The sequence below is a fragment of the Massilia eburnea genome (assembly GCF_009720745.1).
In the GTDB taxonomy this organism is placed as follows: Bacteria; Pseudomonadota; Gammaproteobacteria; order Burkholderiales; family Burkholderiaceae_D; genus Rugamonas; species Rugamonas eburnea.
Genome location: NZ_WNKX01000002.1, coordinates 1 through 22,119, shown reverse-complemented (window position 1 = coordinate 22,119; position 22,119 = coordinate 1). Strand labels below are relative to the sequence as shown.

The 22,119-nt window shown below is 64.3% G+C and carries 17 protein-coding genes; 7 read left to right on the top strand and 10 right to left on the bottom strand.

All coding sequences use genetic code 11. From position 1 onward, the window contains the following. Window position 1: 1 nt before the first annotated feature. The 5 genes from GM658_RS02585 to GM658_RS02565 all read left to right on the top strand — a co-directional run bounded on the left by GM658_RS02585 (window position 2) and on the right by GM658_RS02565 (window position 9,503). The gene (locus tag GM658_RS02585; RefSeq protein ID WP_155452468.1) at window positions 2-802 is read left to right on the top strand and encodes an SDR family oxidoreductase; all 801 of its coding nucleotides are present in this window, start codon (window positions 2-4) and stop codon (window positions 800-802) included. Window positions 803-966: 164 nt separating this feature from the next. Continuing rightward, window positions 967-3,129 (top strand): DEAD/DEAH box helicase, encoded by a 2,163-nt coding sequence (locus GM658_RS02580; RefSeq protein WP_155452467.1) that lies wholly within the window; start codon window positions 967-969, stop codon window positions 3,127-3,129. Between the two features lie 308 nt (window positions 3,130-3,437). Then, complete coding sequence (locus GM658_RS02575) at window positions 3,438-4,361, top strand: alpha/beta hydrolase family protein (RefSeq protein WP_155452466.1); 924 nt, start codon at window positions 3,438-3,440, stop codon at window positions 4,359-4,361. A 50-nt stretch (window positions 4,362-4,411) separates the two neighbouring features. Continuing rightward, on the top strand, window positions 4,412-8,641 hold the full coding sequence (locus GM658_RS02570) for a DUF3857 domain-containing protein (protein WP_170298641.1): 4,230 nt from the start codon (window positions 4,412-4,414) through the stop codon (window positions 8,639-8,641). Window positions 8,642-8,738: 97 nt separating this feature from the next. Next, a complete protein-coding gene (locus GM658_RS02565; RefSeq protein ID WP_155452464.1) occupies window positions 8,739-9,503 on the top strand; it encodes a glutathione S-transferase family protein in 765 nt (254 codons plus the stop codon). On the opposite strand, the gene GM658_RS02560 is transcribed toward GM658_RS02565, so the two are convergent. Together GM658_RS02560 and GM658_RS02555 are read right to left on the bottom strand one after the other, a co-directional pair. After that, window positions 9,478-9,798, bottom strand: coding sequence for a nucleotide pyrophosphohydrolase (locus tag GM658_RS02560; protein ID WP_155452463.1), 321 nt, complete (start codon window positions 9,796-9,798; stop codon window positions 9,478-9,480). The genes GM658_RS02565 and GM658_RS02560 overlap by 26 nt on opposite strands. Next, the gene (locus GM658_RS02555) at window positions 9,795-10,244 is read right to left on the bottom strand and encodes a GNAT family N-acetyltransferase (protein ID WP_155452462.1); all 450 of its coding nucleotides are present in this window, start codon (window positions 10,242-10,244) and stop codon (window positions 9,795-9,797) included. The genes GM658_RS02560 and GM658_RS02555 overlap by 4 nt, the downstream gene beginning before the upstream one ends. Before the next feature lie 70 nt (window positions 10,245-10,314). Here GM658_RS02555 and pepN point away from each other — a divergent pair, with 70 nt between their 5' ends. Next, complete coding sequence (gene pepN, locus GM658_RS02550) at window positions 10,315-12,969, top strand: aminopeptidase N (protein WP_155452461.1); 2,655 nt, start codon at window positions 10,315-10,317, stop codon at window positions 12,967-12,969. Here pepN and GM658_RS02545 read toward each other — a convergent pair. Then, on the bottom strand, window positions 12,966-14,846 hold the full coding sequence (locus GM658_RS02545) for a putative bifunctional diguanylate cyclase/phosphodiesterase (protein WP_155452460.1): 1,881 nt from the start codon (window positions 14,844-14,846) through the stop codon (window positions 12,966-12,968). The genes pepN and GM658_RS02545 overlap by 4 nt on opposite strands. Before the next feature lie 107 nt (window positions 14,847-14,953). Here GM658_RS02545 and GM658_RS02540 point away from each other — a divergent pair, with 107 nt between their 5' ends. Next, complete coding sequence (locus GM658_RS02540; RefSeq protein ID WP_155452459.1) at window positions 14,954-15,601, top strand: response regulator; 648 nt, start codon at window positions 14,954-14,956, stop codon at window positions 15,599-15,601. Here GM658_RS02540 and GM658_RS02535 read toward each other — a convergent pair. Genes GM658_RS02535 through GM658_RS02505 form a run of 7 tightly spaced genes read right to left on the bottom strand, consistent with a single transcriptional unit; the run spans window position 15,575 to window position 21,919 of the window. Further along, entirely contained in the window at window positions 15,575-16,222 is a 648-nt protein-coding gene (locus GM658_RS02535) for a YoaK family protein (protein ID WP_229416731.1), read from the bottom strand. The two genes, GM658_RS02540 and GM658_RS02535, sit on opposite strands and share 27 nt — an antisense overlap. Further along, a complete protein-coding gene (locus GM658_RS02530; protein WP_155452457.1) occupies window positions 16,201-16,662 on the bottom strand; it encodes a DoxX family protein in 462 nt (153 codons plus the stop codon). Before GM658_RS02530 ends, GM658_RS02535 begins: the two co-directional genes overlap by 22 nt. Window position 16,663: 1 nt before the next feature. Then, on the bottom strand, window positions 16,664-18,577 hold the full coding sequence (locus GM658_RS02525) for an amidohydrolase (protein WP_155452456.1): 1,914 nt from the start codon (window positions 18,575-18,577) through the stop codon (window positions 16,664-16,666). Further along, a complete protein-coding gene (locus GM658_RS29185) occupies window positions 18,574-18,831 on the bottom strand; it encodes a DUF1427 family protein (protein WP_170298640.1) in 258 nt (85 codons plus the stop codon). Before GM658_RS29185 ends, GM658_RS02525 begins: the two co-directional genes overlap by 4 nt. Continuing rightward, the gene (locus GM658_RS02515; RefSeq protein WP_155452454.1) at window positions 18,828-19,484 is read right to left on the bottom strand and encodes a hydrolase; all 657 of its coding nucleotides are present in this window, start codon (window positions 19,482-19,484) and stop codon (window positions 18,828-18,830) included. The genes GM658_RS29185 and GM658_RS02515 overlap by 4 nt, the downstream gene beginning before the upstream one ends. Before the next feature lie 20 nt (window positions 19,485-19,504). Then, the gene (locus GM658_RS02510) at window positions 19,505-20,950 is read right to left on the bottom strand and encodes a catalase (RefSeq protein WP_155452453.1); all 1,446 of its coding nucleotides are present in this window, start codon (window positions 20,948-20,950) and stop codon (window positions 19,505-19,507) included. A 3-nt stretch (window positions 20,951-20,953) separates the two neighbouring features. Next, complete coding sequence (locus GM658_RS02505; RefSeq protein WP_155452452.1) at window positions 20,954-21,919, bottom strand: alpha/beta fold hydrolase; 966 nt, start codon at window positions 21,917-21,919, stop codon at window positions 20,954-20,956. Window positions 21,920-22,119 lie beyond the last annotated feature (200 nt).

Below are 22,119 nucleotides of genomic sequence, written 5' to 3'. Positions count from 1 at the left end.
CATGCAAGTGATCATCATCACCGGCGCGTCCGACGGCATCGGCGCAGAGATGGCGCACCAGCTGGCGCAAAAAGGCGTCGCGCTGGTCCTGGCGGCGCGCAAGGAAGCGGCCCTGCAGGCCGTGGCCGCCGCATGCAACGCGGCCGGGGCGGAAACGCTGGTGGTGCCGACCGACGTGGCGCAGCAGGAGCAATGCCGGCATCTTGTGGCGGCGGCCGTTGAACGCTTCGGACGCGTCGATGCGCTGGTCAATAACGCTGGCCGCTCGGCGCATGCGCTGTTCGAGGAAGTCACGGACCTGGGCTGGTATGAGGATTTGATGAAAGTGAACTTGTGGGGCGCGATCTGGTGCACCCACGCGGCGCTGCCTTACCTGAAGGCTTCACAGGGGCGCATTGTGGCCGTTTCTTCGCTGGCGGGGCTGGTGGGCGTGCCTGGGCGCACCGCATACGGCGCCACCAAATTCGCCATGGCGGGGTTCTTCGAGGCGCTGCGCGCCGAGCTCAAGCCGCATGGCGTGAGCGTGACCACGGCCTATCCGGGCGTGGTCGATACGCAGATCCGCTACCGGGGCTACAACGCGGCGGGCGGAGAGCTTGGCAAGAGCAGCCTGCGCGAAGACGCGGCGATGCCGGTGGCCGAATGCGCACGCCTCATTATTGAGGGTATGCAGGGGCGCAAGCGGGAGGTGGTGATGACGGCCAAGGGCAGGCTGGGACGCTGGCTCAAGCTGCTGGCGCCGGGATTGATTGAGAAAATGGCATTGAATGCGCTGAAGGATGATGTGAAGCCGCACACCTAGACCCGGTAAATCCGGGTCTGAGCCAAGGGTCAGACCCATCCACTGCAGAATGCGCCGACAGGGTCTGACCCTTGGGTCAGACCCAGGTTTACCGGGTTTAAAGGGTAAAATAGCGAATTCCCGTCGCATCAAGGCGATACAACAATAACCCCACGAGTGCCGCCATGTCAGACACCCTGTTTACCGATTTGAACCTCAGCGCCCCCATTTTGAAGGCGCTGAAGGAAGTAGGCTACGAGACCCCGTCTCCGATCCAGGCTTCTACCATCCCCCACCTGCTGGAAAACCGCGACGTGCTGGGCACCGCGCAAACCGGCACTGGCAAGACCGCCGCCTTCGCGCTGCCGATCCTGTCCCGCATCGACATCAAGCAGGCGGCCCCGCAGGCGCTGGTGCTGGCGCCGACGCGCGAACTGGCGATCCAGGTGGCCGAAGCCTTCCAGCGCTACGCCACCCACATCCCGAAATTCCACGTCCTGCCGATCTACGGCGGCCAGTCCTACGGCCCGCAGCTGCAGGCGCTGCGCCGCGGCGTGCACGTGGTGGTCGGCACCCCGGGCCGTGTCATCGACCACCTGGAAAAAGGCTCGCTCGACCTGTCGCAGCTGAAAACCCTGGTGCTGGACGAAGCGGACGAAATGCTGCGCATGGGCTTCATCGAAGACGTCGAGCGTATCCTGCAGGAGACGCCCGATTCGCGCCAGACCGCCTTGTTCTCGGCCACCATGCCGGCCCAGGTGAAACGCATCGCCACCACCTACCTGAACGACCCGGCTGAAGTGATGGTGGCGGCCAAGACCACCACCAACACCAACATCCGCCAGCGCTACTGGCTGGTGTCCGGCATGCACAAGCTGGACGCGCTGACCCGCATCCTGGAAGCCGAGCCGTTCGACGGCATGATCATTTTCTCGCGCACCAAGATCGGCACCGAGGAACTGGCGGAACGCCTGCAGGCGCGCGGCTTCTCGGCCGGCGCCATCAACGGCGACATGCAGCAGGCGGCGCGCGAGCGCATCATCGGCCAGCTGAAGGACGGCAAGATCGACATCCTGGTCGCCACCGACGTGGCGGCGCGCGGCCTGGACGTGGAGCGTATCAGCCACGTGGTCAACTACGACGTGCCGTACGATCCGGAGAGCTACACCCACCGCATCGGCCGCACCGGCCGCGCCGGCCGCAGCGGCGAAGCGATCCTGTTCATCACGCCGCGCGAGCGCAACCTGCTGAAGCTGATCGAGCGCACCACGCGCCAGCCGGTAACGCCAATGACGCTGCCGACGCTGCAGGCCGTCAACGACGTCCGCATCGGCAAGTTCAAGGACCAGATCACCGACACCCTGGCGCAGGAAGGCCTGTCCTTCTTCGAAAACCTGGTGCGCGAGTACGAAGCCGAACACAATATCCCTGCGGTGGAAGTGGCCGCCGCGCTGGCCATGATGGCCTGCGGCGGCAAGCCGCTGCTGCTCGATAAATCGCGCGAAAAAGGCTGGCACGAAGACGGCGCACCGCGCCCGGAAGGCCAGGGGCGTGAAGGCCGCGAGCCGCGCGAGCCACGTGAACCGCGCGAGCCGCGTCCGAAGAAGGAACGCATCGAGCGCGAGCCCGAGCAGGGCATGGCGACCTACCGCGTGGAAGTGGGTTACCAGCACGGCGTCAAGCCGGGCAACATCGTGGGCGCCATCGCCAACGAAGGCGGCATCGATTCCAAGTTCATCGGCCGCATCGAGATTTACGACGACTACTCGCTGCTGGACATGCCGGCGGACCTGCTGCCGGGCGACATCGACGCGCTGCAAGCCCTGCGCGTCGCCGGCCAGCCGCTGCGCCTGCACCGCGATGGCGAAACGCCGCCGCCGGCGCCAGCCGCCAAGGCGCCGCGCGCAACGAAGCCCGAGCGTGCAGCCAAGCCGGAACGTGCCGAGCGTGAAGCGCCGCCTTTGTCCGCGCGCGACGATGACGACGAGCCGATGTTCGAGGAAGCACCAAAGCGCAAGAAGAAAGAAAAGGCAGGCGAGGGCGCCCCGATGCCAATGCGCGCCTACCGCGTTGAAGTAGGTTCGCAGGACGGCATCAACCCGGGCAACCTGGTCGGCGCCATCGCCAATGAGAGCGGTCTCGAATCGCGCTTCATCGGCCGCATTGAACTGTTCGACAACCACGCCTTCGTCGAAATGCCGGACGGTATGCCGGACGACATCTTCAAGCACCTGCGCAAAGTGTGGGTCGGCGGCAAGCAGCTGAAAATGACCCTGGCCGACGCCATGCCGCCAATGTCCGGCAAACACACCCCGCCGAAGAAACCGGTTGCCAAGCCGAAGCGCTGATGCGTGCCAAGGGCCGGGCTCGCCGCCCGGTCCAGCCGAGCAGGTGAGTCAGGACCACTTCGCATCATCGTCGCACCGATGTACTGAAAGCTACTGAAATTTTTCCTGAAATAGCGCTATCACGGCCAAAACAGGCGTTTTTTCAGTAGTTTCAGTAGTAGTTTCAGTGGCTTTCAGTAGTAGTCACCGACAAGCGTGCAAAGGACACCGGCTTGCGAGCCGCGGCTGGCGGCGTCATGAAGACTTGTTGCCGGATTTGCCATCCCCACGTTATGCTGCTGGCTGTTCCGGACATTGCCGAGAAAGCCATGCTCAAACTGATTCGCCATTCTCTGTGCGCCGCCGCTGGCGCAGCTGCCGTCGGCGCCTCCGCCGCTACCATCACGCCCGACGCCGTTGTCACCAAACCGCTCAGCCTTGACGAATATCTTGCGCTGAAAGGCCCCGCGCCCGACAAACGCATCGTTTACGGCTCCGCACCGAGCCAGTTCGTGGAATTCTTCAAGCCCGCCGGCCAGGGGCCACATCCGGTCGTGGTGCTGATCCACGGCGGCTGCTGGACACGCCACTATGACGGCATCGAACAAATGCGCAATATGGCAGGCGCCATGGCGAAAGACGGCATCGCAGTATGGAGCGTGGAATACCGCCGCTACGACGAAGAAGGCGGCGGCTACCCCGGCATGTACCAGGACGTCGCCACTGCCGTGGACTTGCTGAAGCACGAAGCGAAAGCCAGCGCGCTGGATTTGAACCGCATCGTGGCGGTCGGCCACTCCGCCGGCGGCCACCTGGCGCAATGGGCCGTGTCGCGCCACAAGCTGCCGGAATGGAGCCCCGCCTGGGCGCCGCAGCCTTTGAAAATCAAGACCGTGATCAGCCTTGGCGGCCTGGCCGATTTGCGCAATGAAGCAGCCCTGATCCGCACCAGCTGCGATTGCGAATCGGCCTTCATCGCGGGCAAGCCAAGCGCCCAGCGTCCCGACATCTTCGCCGACACCTCGCCAGCCGAAATGCTGCCCGCAGGGGTGCACACGGTGCTGATCCACGGTGAACTCGACACCATCTCGCCCACCGTCACCGGCGAGAACTACGCCCGCCGCGCCAAATCCGCCGGCGACACCGCCGAAGTGCTGGTCCTCCCCGGCGGCAGCCACTTCGACGAAGTCTCGGCAGATTCCAAATCATGGGTGATCATCCGCGCCCAGATCCGCAAAGCGCTTGGCATCTAAGATTCCGCTTGCGCACGTATTGCCAGTCGTTTTCCATTTCAATAGCGAACATGTACCGCGATTATTTATTCATCCGCCAATTGCCAGCCCTCCTAGCGCTGATATTTGCCTTCAACCTGGCGCAAGGAGCGCCTGCACAAAAGCCAGCGGACGTGCTGCGTACGGGCGCCAGCGCGTTTTCACGTAACCCGGTTCTTCCGAAATGGGCTGATCCGCTGGAGCCCGTTCCCGCGCCGAAATCCGAGGAGCCTGTCGTTATCCGCCTGTCGGAGACCCAATTCTGGACAGGCGCCAACCCGGCTTACCTGGTGAATCGCGCGACGCAGGTGAACTCCTCCTCGCGCCTGTCGGAAATTGGCCAGTTTTCCATCGGGTTCATTCCGGCTTACCAGAAGCTGATCGTGCATCGCGTGGCAATCTTGCGCGACAATGAAGTGCTGGATCGCAGCAAGACCGCCAATATACGCGTGCTTGATAATGAAAATAATGCGGCCAGCGGCTACTATCATGGTGCGTCAAAGGCCCAATTGCTGCTGGAAGATGTGAAGGCCGGCGATACTTTGTGGATTATCTATACCGTCGAAGGCACCAACCCGGTATTCGGCTCGACGTGGAACGAGACTCTCACTTGGCCGAAGGAAGCACCGATTGAATTGCGCAAGGTGAGCGTCCTTCAGCCGGCTGGCCATCAGGTGCAGTGGCGTGTGTCCGGCGACCCGCAGGCGGAATTGCCGAAGCCCAAGGTTGAGCAACGCAACGGCCTCACCAGGCTGGTATTCCAGCAGGCTGCGGTGCCGGCGGTGGAGTATGAACCTGCCATCCCGCCAAACCTGATTCCGGTGCCAGTTCTCGACTTCAGTGAATACAAAAACTGGAACCAGGTGGCGCAATGGGCAAGTGCGCTGTTTTCCGGCACCACGCCTGTCACGGAGGTGCAAGCGCTGGCGCGAAAATTCACGGGAGAGTCGCTGGAGGAACGCGCATCGCAGGCCCTGCATTGGGTACAGGATGACATCCGCTACTTCAGCGCATCGTTGGGAGAAAACTCGCATCGCCCCCAGCCGCCGGAAGTCGTTCTGAAGCGGCGCTTTGGCGATTGCAAGGACAAGAGCCAACTGCTGGTGGCTCTTTACCATGCCATGGGGATCGAAGCGCAGCCGGTATTGCTGCATGCTACTGCGCCCAAGATACCGGAGCAGTTCCTGCCATCGCCTGGAAATTTCAATCATGCGATTGTGCGTGTTGTGCTGAACGGGAAACCCTATTTCGTCGATCCGACGCTGGCCGGCGAACGCGGCTTGATTTCGGCGTTGCCGGTGCCAGTGCCTGCCGCAGCTGCCCTGATTGTCAGCAATGACAGCACCGGTTTGATCATGCTGCCCGAAGAGACGTTTGACCAGCCGCTGGTCGACCGCAAGGAACAATTGAACCTGGAAACCTTGCACGGTGACGCGCAGCTGAAACTCAGGATTGTCTACCGTGGCCGCTTTGCAGCAGGAATGCGCCAAGGCTATCGCTCTATGAGCTCGTTTGACCTCAAGAAAGCGATGCTTGCGGAATATGAGCGAACATATCCCGGCGTCAAGCTGGATGGCGCCCCAGCCTTCAGCGACGGTGACGGCGGTACCAGCTTTATTGTTGATGCCCAGCTGATTATCCCCAAGGCCTTGAAGGAAAAGAACGGCATGCTGTATCTGCAGCAGCGCTCGCATATTATGGAAGGCACGCTGGGCATACCGGACAAATTGGTGCGCAAGTATCCATTCCGGTTGGCTGCCGGCCGCTATCGCGCCAGCTACACGCTCGACGCGTCGCTGCCGAGCGAAGCGCGCCTTGTGAAGGAGGACGACAAGCTGGCCCTGCACACGAAATACTTCGATGCGCGCGCCCAGCTCACCTGGCGCGGCGCCCATCTCAGCTATTTCATCGATTACGCCATCAACCAGCCCGAGGTCGAAGCGGCCGAGCTGCCAAGCTTGGCTGACGAGATTCGCAAACTGAATCCCATGTTCGAGTCGGACTTGCGCTTTACACCCGTGATGGTGGCGCCGCAGGCAGCGAAAGAGGCGTCTTTGCGCGTGCTCGATATCTTGCAAAAGCTTAGCGTGCATGAAGATGCGCTCCTGGCGGCACTGGCCAGCGGCAAAAAGCCCGAGGTGAAGCTGGACGAAGCTGCGTATGCCAAGATGAATTACCGGGCGCTATGCGAAATGGTGGTGGAGGGCGCCTCGGTCAGCGAATGGAATCCGATGATCGGGATGGCGATCGAGCCCTATTACAAGATCGTGGACGAACGGGCCGACCAGCGCACCAAGGATTTGTGCGGCGCCCGGCTGCTTCTGATCAAACATGATCTCATCAATGCGAGCAAGGAGTTGGCCAGGCTGCAGCCCGACGACGCCGATCCGCTCACAATGGTGCAGGCTTGGGCCGACTTCCACGCTGGTGCTCCGGCGCAGTCCCGTGCCAATTTGCTGCGGTTCCTGAAGGCCAAAAACGCAGCCGATACCTTGGGCGCTGACGATGGCATGATGGCACTGGCGCTATCGCGGCGCATGGGCATGGCCGAGCCAGCGGAACTTGTCAATCTGTCGTCCGAGCTTCGGCAGGATGCCTGGCCGATGCCCTTGTTCAAGCGCCTGCGCGGTCAACTGACTGACGCTGAATTGCAGGCCATGGTCGACGCCCTGCCGCCAGCGGCCCGCGAATACGCTGCGCTGGAGGCGCATTTCGCCATCAGCCAGACCCATCTCGCAAACAATGAAAGGCGTCTGGCCGATCAACATCTGAACTGGCTGAGACGCTACAGTCTTCCGGGCAGTCTGTTTGAGGTGCTGGCAACGCGTGACAAATTCAGCGAAGAATACGCTGATGCGGATATGCGGGAAGTCTGGAAAATCGAAGGCAAGAAGGGGTCGCGTAGCGATATCGTACGCCATTTGACTGCTGCTGCAGAGCGAGGAATTACTTCGGCGCAAAGGGCACTGGGCTGGCGTTACGTATATGGCGAGGACGTGGACGCTGACCCGGCCAAAGGCGTTTCCTTGCTGGAGGCGGCTGCGGCCAAGGGCGATCCTGATGCGATGAATACGCTGGGGCGGGTTTATGCCCTCGGCAAATTGGGCCAGCGGGATGGAATGCGTGCAGTGAGCTACTATCGGCAAGCGGCCGAAAATGGCGATCACCATGCGGCCTATAACCTTGGCAAAGCTTACTGGTTTGGCGACCTTGGTCTTCCGGTAGATCTCGACCAGTCCTTCCGCTTCATGAAGGATGCTGCGGAAATGCGGAACTCAAGTGCCGAGTTTTATCTGAGCCGCATGTATTTCGAAGGAAAAGGCACTACCAAGAACGATTCCCTTGCGATGTTCTGGGCCTCCCAGGGCTACTACCAGAACGACTGGGAAGATAAGGCACAACTGGGCCTGTTAATGGTGAAACTGAGAAAGGACGAGGCGGGACGTAAGGCCGGAACGAACTTGCTGCTGGATGCCGTGGTCGCGGGGAACAACTATGCCAAACTCGAATATTCAAAGCTGGTGCTCAATACGAGCAAAAACGAGCGTGAGTTGCAGTCGGTGTTCATCTGGGTCAAGCAGGCTGCCGACGCTGGGCTTGAGAGCGCCCAGGCGCTGTTGGGGCGAATGTATGTTGAAGGGCTGGGTGTCAAGGTAGACGTGACGCGCGGAATGGAATTGTTGGCGAAGCAGGAGCAGGAAAAACTGCCCGATGCGTTTAACGAGCTGGGGAAACTTTATCGCAACGAAAAATCTGGCGTGACCGACAAGGCCAAAGCTGCCGAGTATTTCCGGCAGGGCGCTGCGCTAGGACAGCGCGAGGCCGCCCAGGCGCTCGCGATGATGCTGCATACTGGAGAGGGAATTCCGCGTGACGTTCCGCAAGCGATTCAGTATTACGAACTCGCAATCAAGTCGGGCTTCCTTGATTCCATGAACAACCTGGCCGAAATCTACCGACAGGGTGAAGACGGCATCCCTCGCAATATAGACAGGGCCGTCTCCTTGCTGCGCGGCGCCGCGCAAATGGGGCACACCTTCGCCATGGTGAACCTGGCGAACTATTACGAAAATAATCCTGCGGCCGACAAGCCCGAATTTCTACCCCTGGCTTATTACCTCCTTGCCAGCAAATACGGCGAGAGCGAGGCGACGGCTGGCTTGACAAGAGTGAAGGCCAAGGCATCCCCAGAAATGCTGGCAGCGGCCCAAAAGTTCGTTACCAAGTGGAGTCCTGGGCAGGCGATGCCGGAAGAAAGCTGAACGGTCGCCCGCAAGGCGCTTGGCCGCTGAATAAAAGGCTGGTTATCGGAGGGGCGCTGGATATAATGAATTTGGATAAATCAATAAAAAGAACGCCATGATTATCTACAAATTCGGGTATCCGGACCTCCAGGTTTCGCCGGACATCAGCCCCTTCGTGATCAAGCTGGAAACCTGGCTGCGCATGTCGGGCATACCGTACGAGACCCGCACTGGCGCCAACCAGGCCATGCCGCACCAGAAACTACCCGTCGCCATGATTGCCGGCGAACTGGTCCCCGATTCAAGCCTCATCATCCAGCACCTGCAGTATCTCCACCCTCAAGCCATCTCCGACCAGAACCTCTCCGCAGACGAGCGCGCCCGGTCTTGCGCCTTAAGGGCCTTGTTCGAGCAGCACCTGTATTTCGTGCTGCTGTATAACCGCTACGCTATGCAGGCCAACTTCAATGCCTACAAGCCGCTGCTGCTCGATTACGCGAAACGCAGCACGCCCGCGTGGCAAAAGCCATTCCTGACAACCTTCGCACCGTTGATTTTCCCCTTCGTGCAAATGAAGTATCGCCGCATGGCGTGGCAACAGGGCACGGGAAGGCACAAGCCCGAAGACATCAACGCGATGGGCATTGAAGTCTGGAAGTCGGTGAAGGAAATTCTGGGCGACCAGCCCTTCCTGTTAGGCGGGCAGCCCAGCCTGATCGATGCGACGGCGTTCGGCTTCCTGAACGCCGAAATACGCCATCCCTTCCCGAGCCCGATTCACGACTACGTGCTGGGCCAGCCGGCGCTGGTTGCATATCACGACCGCATCTGGGAACGCTACTGGAAGCAACCAGTCACGCCTTCGGCGGCGGATATTTGATGGCGTTGAGCTTGATCTTTTCCAGCGCCGCCGCGTGCAGGTCGACGTCCAGCTTGTCGGCGATCTGCACCAGGTAAAGCAGCACGTCGGCCAGCTCATGGCAGATCGCCTGGTGCTGTCCTTCCGCCAGCTCGCCGGCCCGGCCGGTCGGCAGCCATTGGAAATGCTCGGCCAGTTCGGCCACCTCCACCGACAGCGCCATCGCCAGGTTTTTCGGCGTGTGGTACTGCTCCCAGTCGCGCGCGGCCGCGAAGGCGCGCGTGCGGTCGCGTAAGTCGGTCAGCGAATCCGTCATGCCGCCTTCTCCATGAATACGCTCATCGGATCGTCCGGGTAATCGCCGTACGGTCCGCGCACGCGGTAGCCCAGGCGCTCATACAGGCCGATAGCTTCAGGCTGCGACGGTCCGGTCTCCAGCATGAAGCGGCGGCAGCCGCGCGCTTGCGCTTCCAGTTCAAGCTTGCCGAGAAGGCGCTGCGCCACGCCCTGGCCGCGCGCCGATGGATGCACGAACATGCGCTTCACTTCTCCAAACTCGGGCGTCACGACGATGGCGCCGCAGCCGACCGCCGCACCATCGTTATTGCGGGCTACGGCAAACAGCACATTCGGCTGCAGCAGCGAATGCATGTCGAGTGCGTACACGCATTCCGGCGGGTACAGCGACAGCTGATAGGCGTCCAGCTGGTCGATCAGGGCCACGACTTCGGGCTGGTTGGGAGATTCGAGTTTGATGTCCATCGTCCAATGGTATCATCCTCGCGCCACCTGACCGGGGCCGGTCAGGGGTGAGACAGAAATAAGGATAACCATGAAATCGCTAGTTCCTCATGCCATTACACTGGCAGTCAGTGCACTCGTCGCCACCAGCGGCATCGCAGCAGAAAACAGCGCCTATACCCCGCGCGCGGAAAACCCTTACCTGAGCCAGTCCGATGCCGCCGCCCGTTCGGCGCGCGTGTCGAACGTAGCTTATGTACTGGACTTTACGCTGACCGGCAAAGAGACCTTCAGCAATACCACCACTGTCAGCTTCGACCTGAAAGACAACGCGCAGCCGCTCACGCTGGACCTGGACAAGGCCACCGTCAAGCGCCTGGTGGTCAACGGCAAGGCGATCGCCGCACCGCAATACAACAACTGGTTCATCACCCTGGCCGCCGCCGACCTGCAGGCCGGCCGCAACACGGTGACCGTTGAATTCGAGCGCAAGCACAGCACCAATGGCGAGGGCCTGCACCGCATGGTCGACCCGGTCGATGGCCGGGTCTACACTTATTCCCATTTCGAGCCGGCCGCCGCGCACCAGATGTTCGCGCTGTTCGACCAGCCGGACCTGAAGGCGACCTACCAGGTCAATGTGACGGCGCCTGCCGATTGGACTGTGGTCTCCACCACGCGCGAAACCAAGGTGGAAGCGGCAGGCGATGGCAAGCGCTGGACCTTCCCGGTCTCCAAGATCCTTAGCCCGTACAACTTCTCGATGCACGCCGGCCCGTACAAGGTGTGGGAAGACACCAAGACCGGCAAATACCCGATGCGCGTCTTTGCGCGCCAGTCGGTGGCCGACCAGATCGATGCTGCTGAATGGTTCAAATACACTGCGCAAGGCCTGGCCTGGTTCGACGACTACTTCGGCGTGCCTTACCAGTACGGCAAATACGACCAGCTGCTGGTGCCGGACTTCCTGTACGGCGCGATGGAAAACGCCGGCGCTGTGACCTTCGCCGAACACGCCTTCCTGCATAAAGAGAAAATGACCGGCGACGAGAAGCACGAACTGGCCAGCGTGATCATGCACGAAATGGCGCACCAGTGGTTCGGCGACCTGGTCACCATGCAGTGGTGGAACGGCCTGTGGCTGAACGAGAGCTTTGCTTCCTTCATGGGCACCTTGGCCACCGCCGAAGCGACGGAGTTCAAGGACTCGGCGTGGCAGTATTTCTACTCTCAGGGCAAGGCAGGCGCCTACGTGCAGGACCAGCGCGTCACCACCCACCCGATCGAGACGCCGGTGCCGTCGACCGCCAACGCCTTTGACAATATCGACGCCATCACCTACTCGAAAGGCGCCTCCACCCTGAAGCAGCTGCGCCACCTGCTGGGCGAGGAAACCTTCCGCAAGGGCGTGCACAACTACCTGGTCAAGTACCAGTTCAAGAACGCCAAACTGGACGACTTCATCGGCAGCCTGGCCGAAGCGGCTGGCCGCGACCTGGGCCAGTGGACCCAGGACTGGCTGTACCAGCCGGGCGTGAACACCATCACCGCCAACTACAGCTGCAAGGCCGGCAAGATCGATTCCTTCAGCCTGCAGCAGAGCGCCGTGCCGCAGTTCCCGACCCTGCGCGAGCAGCGCGTGCAGCTGGCCCTGATGCAGAAGAAGGGCAAGCAGCTGGCCGTGGCCAAGGTGCTGCCGGTGACCTACAAGGGAGCCACTACCGAAGTGGCGGAGCTGAAAGGCGCCGCCTGTCCGGACCTGGTCTACCCGAACTACCAGGACTGGGGCTTCGTCAAAGGCAAGCTTGATGCGCGCTCCGCAGCCACCGCGCGCAAGGACGTGAGCAAGGTGGAAGACAAGCTGCTGCGCACGATGCTGTGGCACAGCATGTGGGACAACGTGCGCGACGGCGACCTGCCTCTGAACGAGTTCCTCGACACCGTGCTGGCCAACGCGCCGGCTGAACGCGACTACGTGCTGCTGGGCGATGTGCTGGGCAAGACCCAGAACGCGCTGCGCTACCTGCGCACCATGTCGGCCGACGCCAAGTACACCCGCGACACCGCCGAGCGTATCGGCAAGATGGCCTGGGCGCGCACGGCTACCACCACGGGCGACTTCCAGCGCCGCTGGTTCAACACTTACATGGCTGCCGCCGGCAGCAAGGCGTCGCTGGAGCGGCTGGCCGCCATGCTCGACGGCCAGGTCAAGGTGAAAGGCCTGGCGCTGAGCCAGGAATTGCGCTGGGACATCATCGCCATTCTGAACCGCTATGCCTTCGACGGCGCGGAAGCGCGCATCGCCGCCGAACAGGCGAAGGACAAGTCCGACAGCGGCGAACTGGCCGCAGTGGCGGCGCAGGCCGCGCGTCCGGACGCGAAGGTGAAGCAGGAATGGCTGGCGAAGATCGGCGACCAGCAGACCAAGCTGCCGTTCTCGCGCATCCGCGCCGCGATGCACAGCCTGTATCCTTCGACCCAGGTGGCGCTGAACGAGCAGAGCGCCGCCGAGCGCCTGGCGCAGCTGCCGGCGCTGGACAAGTCGGCCGGCCCGGTCTTCATGCGCGATTACGCTGGCGCCATGATCCCCGCCACCTGCACCGCGGCCAGCGTGCAGCGCCTGGCCGATGCGGCGGCGGCCAATCCCGACCTGAGCGCCGGCACCCGCCGCGCGCTGCTGGTGGCGCACCAGGAAGACCAGCGCTGCGTCTCCATGCGCAAGGCGCTGACCGTTCCGTTCAGCTAAAACGGCGCGCGGGTGGCGTTGTGCGGCTTCAGGGCCGCCTGCGCCGCCAGCAGGTCCAGCAGCGCCGGCAACGGCGCCGGGCGGCCCAGCAGGTAGCCTTGCAAAGCATGGCAGCCGTGGGCCGCCAGGAAGTCGGCCTGGGCCTGTGTTTCCACCCCTTCCGCCACCACCCGCAGGCCCATTTGGCCGGCCATGGCCAGGATGGTCTGCACGATCACCACGTCGCTGGCGTCGTCCGGCATGTCCATGATGAAGCTGCGGTCGATCTTCAGCTCATACAGGGGCATGCGCTTCAGGTAGGCCAGGCTGGAATAGCCGGTGCCGAAATCATCGATCGAAAAGCGCACACCCAGCGTAGCCAGCTCGTTCATGCGCGCCACGGTTTCTTCCAGCTTTTCCACCAGCAGGCCTTCCGTCACCTCCAGGATCAGCAGCGCCGGCTGCACGCCGTGCGCCTGCAGAACGCCGCGCACCTGCTGTACGAAGTCGGCCTGGCGGAACTGCTGCGGGCTGACGTTGACCGACAGAGGCAGCGATAACCCCAGCGCAGCCATGCGCTGCTGCGCCAGGCAGGCCTGCTTCAGCGCCCACAGCCCGAGCGGGACGATCAGGCCTGCGTCTTCGGCCAGCGGGATGAAGATCGAGGGCGCCACCATGCTGCCGTCGTCGCGCTCCCAGCGCATCAGCAGTTCGGCGCCGTGCAGCCGGCCCTGGCAGTCGAACTGCGGCTGGTACACCGTCAGCAGCCGTTCCTGCTCGATGGCCTGCGTCAGTTCTCGTTCCAGCGTCAGGCGCCGTTCGACCTCGGCCTGCATGGCCGCTTCGAAGAAGGCAATGCCGTTCCTGCCCGCGGCCTTGGCGCGGTACATCGCGGTATCGGCTTCGCGCAGCAGGTCGTCGGCGCTCTGGCCGAACTTGGGCAGCAGCGTCACGCCGATGGATGCCGAGCAGCCGTAGCCCTGGCCGCCGATGTCGAATTCCTGCGCCAGCGTGATGCGGATCTTTTCCGCCACGGCTTGCGCCGCATTGCCGGCCGCCGCCAGCTCCGGCCCCAGGTGCGACAGCAGCACCACGAATTCGTCGCCGCCGATGCGCGCCACGGTGTCGCTCTTGCGCACCAGCTCCGACAGGCGCTGCCCGGCCAGCCGCAGCAAATGGTCGCCGGTGGCGTGGCCGCGCGCATCGTTGATGGTCTTGAATCGGTCCAGGTCGACAAACATCACGGCGCTGAATACCTGCTGGCGCTCGGAGCTGGCCAGCAGCCCGGCCAGGCGGTCCAGCAGCAGGCGCCGGTTGGGCAGGCCGGTCAGCGGGTCGTAAAAGGCCAGTTGCTCGCCTTCGGACAGCGAGCGCGCCAGGTGGCGCAGCAGTACGCCGCAGCTGAAGGTGAGGATGCCGGCGATGAACAGGTAATTGAGCGCCACGATGGCCGCGCGCAGCAAGTTGTCCTCCGACAGGCCCATGGCCGCCGGGTCGGGCGCGGGCGCAAAGCCGGTCAGCACGATGGCCGCGGCGCCTGCCATCAGCAGCCAGATGGCGGGCTTGAGCCCCACCAGCAGGGCGGCCAGGCAGGGCACGGCCAGCAGGTAGGTATGCGCCACCGGGCCCACTTGCAGCATCAGCGCCACGCCCACCGCGAAGGCGATCAGCAGGAATTGCATGGCGCGCGCCGGGTAGGCCACCACCCCTTGCAGCCGCCAGAGCGCGGCCAGCCAGGCCAGTGCGACGGCGTCCACTGCAACGACGCCCCACAGTCCCTCGCGCACCGACTGCACCACGCTGGGGATGGCCGTCGCCAGGCCCAGGATCAGGACCACCTGCACCAGGCGGGCAAAGATCATTTCGCGCCAGTGGGTGATCTGGTCGGGGGCAGGCATGCCGCGTATCCTCCATCTCGCAAGTACGGACGATGGTACGCGCAAACCCAGGCGGTGTCACTCTTGGTAAAATTTGGGCGAAAAACTAGTATGACAGGAGTTAAAGGTTGAGCATCATCGATTTCCCGCCGCCCGCCGCGCCGATCAAGGTGCTCCTGGTGGACGACCATCCCCTGCTGCGGGCCGGCCTGGCGGAAGCCATTGCCGGCCAGGGGGATATGCGGGTCGTGGCCGAAGCGGGAGACGGCCACGAAGCGCTGGCTGCCTGGGAAGCCAGCCGGCCCGACGTCACCATCATGGACCTGGCCATGCCCGGCATGTGCGGGGTGGAGGCGCTGCAGTCGATCCGCGCCCGCTTCCCCGCCGCCCGCATCGTGATGCTCACCACTTTTGGCGGCGACGCCCAGGTACGCCGCGCGCTGGAGGCGGGTGCTTGCGGCTTCCTGCTAAAGAGCAGCCTGCGCAAGGAGCTGGTGCAGATGATCCGCACCGTGCACGAAGGCCAGCGCTACATCTCGCCCGAGATTGCGCAGCAGCTGGCCAGCCACCTGGGCGCTTCCCTGCTCAGCGAACGCGAAGTGGAGGTGCTGCGCTGCGCCGCCGCCGGCAACGCCAACAAGCGCATCGCCAGCCAGCTGGCCATTTCCGAGGAAACGGTGAAAGCGCATATGCGCAGCATCCTGGCCAAGCTCGGTGCCAACGACCGCACCCACGCCGTCACGATTGCCCTAAAGCGCGGCATTATCGCGCTTTGACGCTTCGGGCTTGGCAGCGTCGGTCCCGGACCGGACCGCCATCGCCAGCAGCAGTGCCACCGCCGGCAGCAGGCCGACCGCCATACCCCAGCGCGAGGCCAGCGCACCGCCCACGCAGCCCAGGGCAAATGCCAGGATGCCGCCGCCCAGCGCCGCCAGCGCCGGCCGCTCGGCCCCGCCCACCCGGTCCAGGGAATCGATCACCAGCTGCGTCACATTGCCGGTCATGACCGTGCTGGCCGGCAGCTTGGCCAGCAGCAGCTTGCCGTAGCCGTTCTGCGCGCCCATGGCGGCGGCGCACAGCAGGCCGGCCGCCATGTCCCAGCGCGCGCCGGCCGCCGCCGCCAGCATCAGGGCCGCCTGCAGCAGGTGGGCCGAACGCAGCGCGTCGTCGCCCACGCGCTGGCGGCGCCGCACCAGCGCGCGCACCGCAACCACGCCTGCCACGAAGGCTGGGAAGGCCAGAAGTTTGAGCAGCACGTCATTGCCCGGCGCCACCAGCTCGCGCCCGAGCAGCACGAAGTTGCCCGTCACGTGGGCCGTGAACAGCCCGTGCAAGGCGACGAAGCCGAGCGTGTCCACATAGCCGGCCAGGAAACTCAGGCTTGTTCCGCGTGCCATTGCCATAGTCCTCCCTTCTGCGCCAGGTCGTGCCAGGCCACCAGCAGGAAGCCGCCGGCCAGGCCAAGGTGCTCGTAAAAGCTGTTGGCTGCCATGAAGCGCTCCATGCCCGCCATTTCCCAGTAGCGGTTGGCGATGAAGCTGGCCGCCACCGTGAACAATGCCAGCCAGGCAGCGCCCAGCCAGCGCAGGCGGCCGCTCAGGACCATGGCCGCCGCGCCCAGCTCGAAAAGGATGACGGCGGCCGCCAGCGGCGCGGCCGGCGCCAGGCCGAAGTGCTGCATCTCGCCCACTGCGCTGCCGAAGTCCAGCAGCTTGTTCAAGCCGCCCTGCAGGTAGGCCGCGCACAGCAGGAGCAGGGCCAGCCAGCGCAGGACACGCCAGCCGGCGTTGGCGCGGCCAGTGCGCAGGCGTGCGGCGCCGGGAAGGTGCGGCGCCATGTCACACCGCCCAGCAGGAGCAGCCCAGCGCGCCCCAGAACGACTTCAGGTCGGCGATCGGCAGGGAGCGGGTCCAGGCCGTCGCGTGCTGGTGGCCGTGCATGCCGCATTGGCTGGAGCAGCCGCATGCCGCCGCTGCCGCAAGGGCCGCAGTGCGCGCGTGGCCCGCCGCTGCGCCGCTGCCGGCGGCGGCCATGGCGCCGGGCTTGACGCCCCAGGCGCCGTAGCCGCCGTAGCGGCTGACCGGCGACCAGTCCGGCATGGCCGGCGGCATTGGCGGATCGTAGGCGCCAAACGGCCCGGCGCCATACACCACCTTGCCCCCCACAACGGTGAGCAGCGAAGTTGTGCCGGCAATCTCGTCTTCCGCGCAGCGCAGGAAGTCGCGGTCGGGCACCATCAGGTCCGCCAGCTGGCCGACGGCGATGCGGCCTTTCTTGCCTTCCTCGTTGGAAAACCAGGTCACGTTCTCGGTCCACATGCGCAGGGCGGCTTCGCGGTCCAGCAGGTTGCGCTGAGGGTAGAGCCGCATGCCGCCCACCGTGCGCCCGGTGGTCAGCCAGGACAGCGACACCCACGGGTTGTACGAAGCCACGCGCGTGGCGTCGGTACCTGCCGACACCTTGACGCCCGACTCCAGCAGGTATTTGACTGGCGGCGTCGCTTCCGCCGCCGCTGCGCCGTAGCGTTCGACGAAATACTCGCCCTGGTAAGCCATGCGGTGCTGCACCGCAACCCCGCCGCCCAGCGCCGCGATGCGGTCGATGGATTTGGGGGAAATGGTTTCCGCATGGTCGAAGAACCAGTGCAGGCCCTCCAGCGGCAGTTCGCGGTTGACCTTCTCGAACACGTCCAGCGCGCGCGAGATGGTCTCGTCGTAAGTGGCGTGCATGCGCCACGGCCAGCGGTTCTGCGCCAGGATGCGGATCACGCCTTCCAGGTCGTCTTCCATATTGGCCGGCATGTCGGGGCGCGGCTGGCGGAAGTCTTCGAAGTCGGCGGCCGAGAAGGTCAGCATCTCGCCCGCGCCGTTGTGGCGGAAGTAGTCGTCGCCCTGCTGGTACTTGCTGCTGGCGGCCCAGTTCAGGAAGTCTTCCTTCTCCTGCTTGGGCTTTTGCGTGAACAGGTTGTAGGCCAGGCGGATGGTCAGCTCGCCGGCGTCGGCCAGCTGCTGGATCACCTGGTAATCCTCCGGATAGTTCTGGTTGCCGCCGCCCGCGTCCAGGGCGCCCGTCACGCCAAGGCGATTGAGTTCGCGCATGAAATGGCGGGTGGAATTGAGCTGGTATTCCGGCGGCAGCTTGGGCCCCTTGGCTAGTGTGGCATACAGGATCGAGGCATTCGGTTTCGCCAGCAGCAGGCCGGTCGGGTTGCCGGCGCCGTCGCGCAGGATCTTGCCGCCCGGCGGTTCCGGCGTGTCGCGGTCGTAGCCGACGGCACGCAGCGCGGCGCCGTTCAGCAAGGCGCGGTCGTACAGGTGCAGGATGAACACCGGCGTGTCGGGCGCCACGGCGTTCAGCTCCTCAATGGTCGGCAGCCGCTTTTCCGCGAACTGGTGTTCGGTAAAGCCGCCCACCACCCGCACCCACTGCGGCGCAGGCGTGATCGCTACCTGGGCGCGCAGCATGGCCATGGCGTCCGCCAGCGAGCGCACGCCGTCCCAGCGCAATTCCATATTGAAGTTCAGGCCGCCGCGGATCAGGTGCAGGTGGTTGTCGATCAGGCCGGGCAGCACGCGCCGGCCTTGCAGGTCGATGACGCGGGTCTGCGGTCCGGCCAGCGGCAAAATCTCGCCGGCCTGGCCGACGTGGGAAAAGCGGCCGCCTGTGACGGCGACCGCATCGGCCTCGGGCTGGCCCTTGTCCAGCGTCGTGAAGCGGCCGTTATGGAGTATCAGCTCCGGTGCAGCAGTCATTGCGTTTCCTCCTTGGTGCTGGCGCCTGGCAGCTCGCCGAAACAATGCGGCTTGACCTGCTCATGCAGCCAGGATACCTGCTGGTCCTTCGGCTCCAGCCACTGGCGCACCAGCGGCGGAAGCTGTTCTCCCAGCAGGATGCCGAGCAGCCCCACCAGCGCCACCACGGGCGGCGCCGGCGAGCGCACGTTCAGTACGCCGTACAGGATGCCGGCCAGCAGGCCGGCTCCCAGCGAGAGAAGATAGATCTTCACTGGCCTTCCTTGGCGTGGAACATGGTCTGCGCGTAAATGATACCCAAACCGTAGGCGCCGCCGAATTTCTTGGCAATGCCGGTGGTCAGCTCGTAGGTATCGGTGCGCGCCCAGTCGCGCTGCAGTTCCAGCAGGTACTGCAGCGAGGTCATTGGACGGGCGCCCGCCTGCACCATGCGGTCCATGGCGCGTTCATGCGCCTCGGACGACACGTCGCCGCAGGCGTCGGCGATCACGTACACCTCGAAGCCCTGGTCCAGCGCCGACAGCGCCGGCCCGACGATGCAGACGCCGGTCCACAGGCCAGCCAGCACGATGCGTTTCTTGCCGATGGCGTTCACGCGGCGTATCACGTTCTCATCTTCCCAGGTGTTCATCGAGGTGCGGTCGGTGATTTCCGCGCCCGGGAAGGCTTCCTTGATTTCGTCGAACACCGGGCCGGAGAAGCTCTTTTCGGCCACGCTGGTGATGATGGTCGATACGTCGAAGCCGGCGGCGGCGTGCGCCACCAGGGCGGCGTTGCTGCGCAGGGTGACCGCGTCGATCGAGTGGGTGGCGAAGGCCATCTGCGACTGGTGGTCGATCATGATCAGGGTGTGGTCGCGCGGCGTCAGCAGCAGGGCGCCCGGGGTGGCTTTAGCGGTGATGGTCATGTTGTTTTCCTTTCGTTGAATTACCAGAGTGGTCGCAATTTATCGAGCGCGGCGGAAACGCCGGCCCCGTAAGCCTCGTCGGCCTTGTTGCAGTTTAGGATGTGGCGCTGCTGGATGTGCAGCGGCACGCCGGCCAGGGAACGCGCGGTGTTGTCGAACAAAAACTGACGTTGCTGCTCGTCCATCAGGCGGAACAGGGCGCGCGGCTGGCTGTAGTAGTCGTCGTCGGCACGGTGGTTCCAGCGCGCGGCGGCGCCGTCCAGGGCCAGCGGCGGCTCGGCGTAGGCGGCTTGTTCCTGCCATTCGCCTTTGGAGTTCGGCTCGTAGCCGATGGTGCCGCCCTGGTTGCCGTCGACGCGCATGGCGCCGTCGCGGTGGTAGCTGTGGAACGGGCAGCGCGGCGTGTTGACCGGGATCGCGTGGTGGTTGACGCCCAGGCGGTAGCGCTGGGCGTCGCCATACGCGAACAGACGCGATTGCAGCATGCGGTCGGGCGAGAAGCCGATGCCCGGCACCACATTGGCCGGCGTGAAGGCAGCCTGCTCGACGTCGGCATGGTAGTTGTCCGGATTGCGGTTCAGCTCCAGCACGCCCACTTCGTGCAGCGGATAATCCTTGTGCGGCCAGACCTTGGTCAGGTCGAAAGGATTGAAGGACGACTGCGCCGCCTGCTGCTCCGTCATCAGCTGCACCTTCAGCGTCCAGCGCGGGTATTCGCCGCGCTCGATCGCTTCGAACAGGTCGCGCTGCGACGATTCGCGGTCCTTGGCGATCAGCTCCGCCGCTTCCGCGTCGGTCAGGTTGACGATGCCCTGCTGGGTGACGAAGTGGAACTTGACCCAGTGCCGTTCGCCTTGCGCGTTGATGAAGCTGAAGGTGTGGCTGCCGAAACCGTGCATGTGGCGGTAGGAGGCCGGGATGCCGCGCTCGCTCATGACGATGGTGACCTGGTGCAGCGCTTCCGGCAGCAGGGTCCAGTAGTCCCAGTTGTTTTCGGCGCTGCGCAGGTTCGTGCGCGGGTCGCGCTTGACGGCATGGTTCAGGTCCGGGAACTTCAGCGGATCGCGCATGAAGAACACCGGCGTGTTGTTGCCCACCACGTCCCAGTTGCCTTGCTCGGTGTAGAACTTGACGGCGAAGCCGCGGATATCGCGCTCCGCGTCGGCCGCGCCGCGCTCGCCGGCCACGGTGGAGAAGCGGGCAAAGACCTCAGTCTTCTTGCCCACCGCGCCGAACAGGGCGGCCTTGGTGTAGCGCGTGATGTCGTGCGTCACGGTGAAGGTGCCGAAGGCGCCCGAGCCCTTGGCGTGCATGCGCCGCTCAGGGATCACTTCGCGGTGGAAGTGGGCCAGCTTTTCCAGGTGCCACACGTCCTGCAGCAGCATGGGGCCGCGCGGGCCCGCCGTTTCCACGTTCTGGTTGTCCGCCACCGGCGCGCCGGCGGCGGTTGTCAGCTTGCGGTCCATGGCTTAGCCCTTGATGAAGGCCAGCAGGTCGGCGTTCAGCTGGTCCTTATGGGTGTCGGTCAGGCCGTGCGGCGCGCCCGGGTACACCACCAGCTTGGCGTTCTTCAGCAGCTTGGCCGAGGCCTTGGCGGAAGCGTCGATCGGCACGATCTGGTCGCCGTCGCCGTGCAGCACCAGCATCGGGATGCTGATCTTTTTCAGGTCTTCCGTGAAGTCGGTCTCCGAGAAGGCCTTGATGCAGTCATAGGTGTTCTTGTGGCCGGCCATCATGCCCTGCATCCACCAGGCGTTGATCAGGCCCTGCGACGGCTTGGCGCCCGGGCGGTTGAAGTTGTAGAACGGTCCGGAGGCAACGTCCAGGTAGAGCTGCGAACGGTCTTTCAGCGAGCCGGCGCGGATGCCGTCGAACACTTCGATCGGCAGGCCGCCTGGGTTGGCGGCGGTCTTCAGCATCAGCGGCGGCACGGCGGAAATCAGGCCGGCCTTGGCGATGCGCTTGCTGCCGTGGCGCGACAGGTAGCGCGCCACTTCGCCGCCGCCGGTGGAAAAGCCGAACAGCGCCGCGTTCTTCACGTCCAGCAGGTCCAGCAGCTGCGCCAGGTCGTCGGCGTAGTGGTCCATGTCGTTGCCATCCCAAGGCTGGCTGGAACGGCCATGGCCGCGGCGGTCATGGGCGATGGTGCGGTAGCCGTGGTCGGCCAGGAACAGCATCTGCGATTCCCAGCTGTCGGAGTTGAGCGGCCAGCCGTGGCTGAACACGACCGCCGGGCCGTTGCGCGGGCCCCAATCCTTGTAATAGATTTCCACGCCGTCGCGGGTGGTGAAGGTGCCGGAAGTGCGGCCGGCGGCGGCGCTGGCCTTGGCTGCGGCCGGTGCGGCGGAAGCGGAGAGGGAAGCGCCGGCGGCGACGGCGGCGGTGGCCGCGCCCAGCAGGACGTTGCGGCGGCGGTTGCTGATAGGGGATGACATGGAGTGGACCTTTCTTTTTTAGTGGTTGATTGCACTAAAAGAATAGCCACGCGGCGCCTGCCGCAAATCGCCCATCCGGGGGCGCGCCGCCTACCTCTTTTGGGGGAGGCGCCGGGCCCGCGCACCCAGCCGTCCGGGGCCGGACTATTCGGACGCGGGGCGCGTTGCGGCGGCCGTGCCGCCGGGCAGCCAGCGCCGCA

Excerpts from the sequence above, each read along its gene's own strand:
- GM658_RS02585 (WP_155452468.1), top strand. The coding sequence starts at position 2 with ATGCAAGTGATCATCATCACCGGCGCGTCCGACGGCATCGGCGCAGAG.
- GM658_RS02580 (WP_155452467.1), top strand. The coding sequence starts at position 967 with ATGTCAGACACCCTGTTTACCGATTTGAACCTCAGCGCCCCCATTTTG.
- GM658_RS02575 (WP_155452466.1), top strand. The coding sequence starts at position 3,438 with ATGCTCAAACTGATTCGCCATTCTCTGTGCGCCGCCGCTGGCGCAGCT.
- GM658_RS02570 (WP_170298641.1), top strand. The coding sequence starts at position 4,412 with ATGTACCGCGATTATTTATTCATCCGCCAATTGCCAGCCCTCCTAGCG.
- GM658_RS02565 (WP_155452464.1), top strand. The coding sequence starts at position 8,739 with ATGATTATCTACAAATTCGGGTATCCGGACCTCCAGGTTTCGCCGGAC.
- GM658_RS02560 (WP_155452463.1), bottom strand. The coding sequence starts at position 9,798 with ATGACGGATTCGCTGACCGACTTACGCGACCGCACGCGCGCCTTCGCG.
- GM658_RS02555 (WP_155452462.1), bottom strand. The coding sequence starts at position 10,244 with ATGGACATCAAACTCGAATCTCCCAACCAGCCCGAAGTCGTGGCCCTG.
- pepN (WP_155452461.1), top strand. The coding sequence starts at position 10,315 with ATGAAATCGCTAGTTCCTCATGCCATTACACTGGCAGTCAGTGCACTC.
- GM658_RS02545 (WP_155452460.1), bottom strand. The coding sequence starts at position 14,846 with ATGCCTGCCCCCGACCAGATCACCCACTGGCGCGAAATGATCTTTGCC.
- GM658_RS02535 (WP_229416731.1), bottom strand. The coding sequence starts at position 16,222 with ATGGCACGCGGAACAAGCCTGAGTTTCCTGGCCGGCTATGTGGACACG.
- GM658_RS02530 (WP_155452457.1), bottom strand. The coding sequence starts at position 16,662 with ATGGCGCCGCACCTTCCCGGCGCCGCACGCCTGCGCACTGGCCGCGCC.
- GM658_RS02525 (WP_155452456.1), bottom strand. The coding sequence starts at position 18,577 with ATGACTGCTGCACCGGAGCTGATACTCCATAACGGCCGCTTCACGACG.
- GM658_RS02515 (WP_155452454.1), bottom strand. The coding sequence starts at position 19,484 with ATGACCATCACCGCTAAAGCCACCCCGGGCGCCCTGCTGCTGACGCCG.
- GM658_RS02510 (WP_155452453.1), bottom strand. The coding sequence starts at position 20,950 with ATGGACCGCAAGCTGACAACCGCCGCCGGCGCGCCGGTGGCGGACAAC.
- GM658_RS02505 (WP_155452452.1), bottom strand. The coding sequence starts at position 21,919 with ATGTCATCCCCTATCAGCAACCGCCGCCGCAACGTCCTGCTGGGCGCG.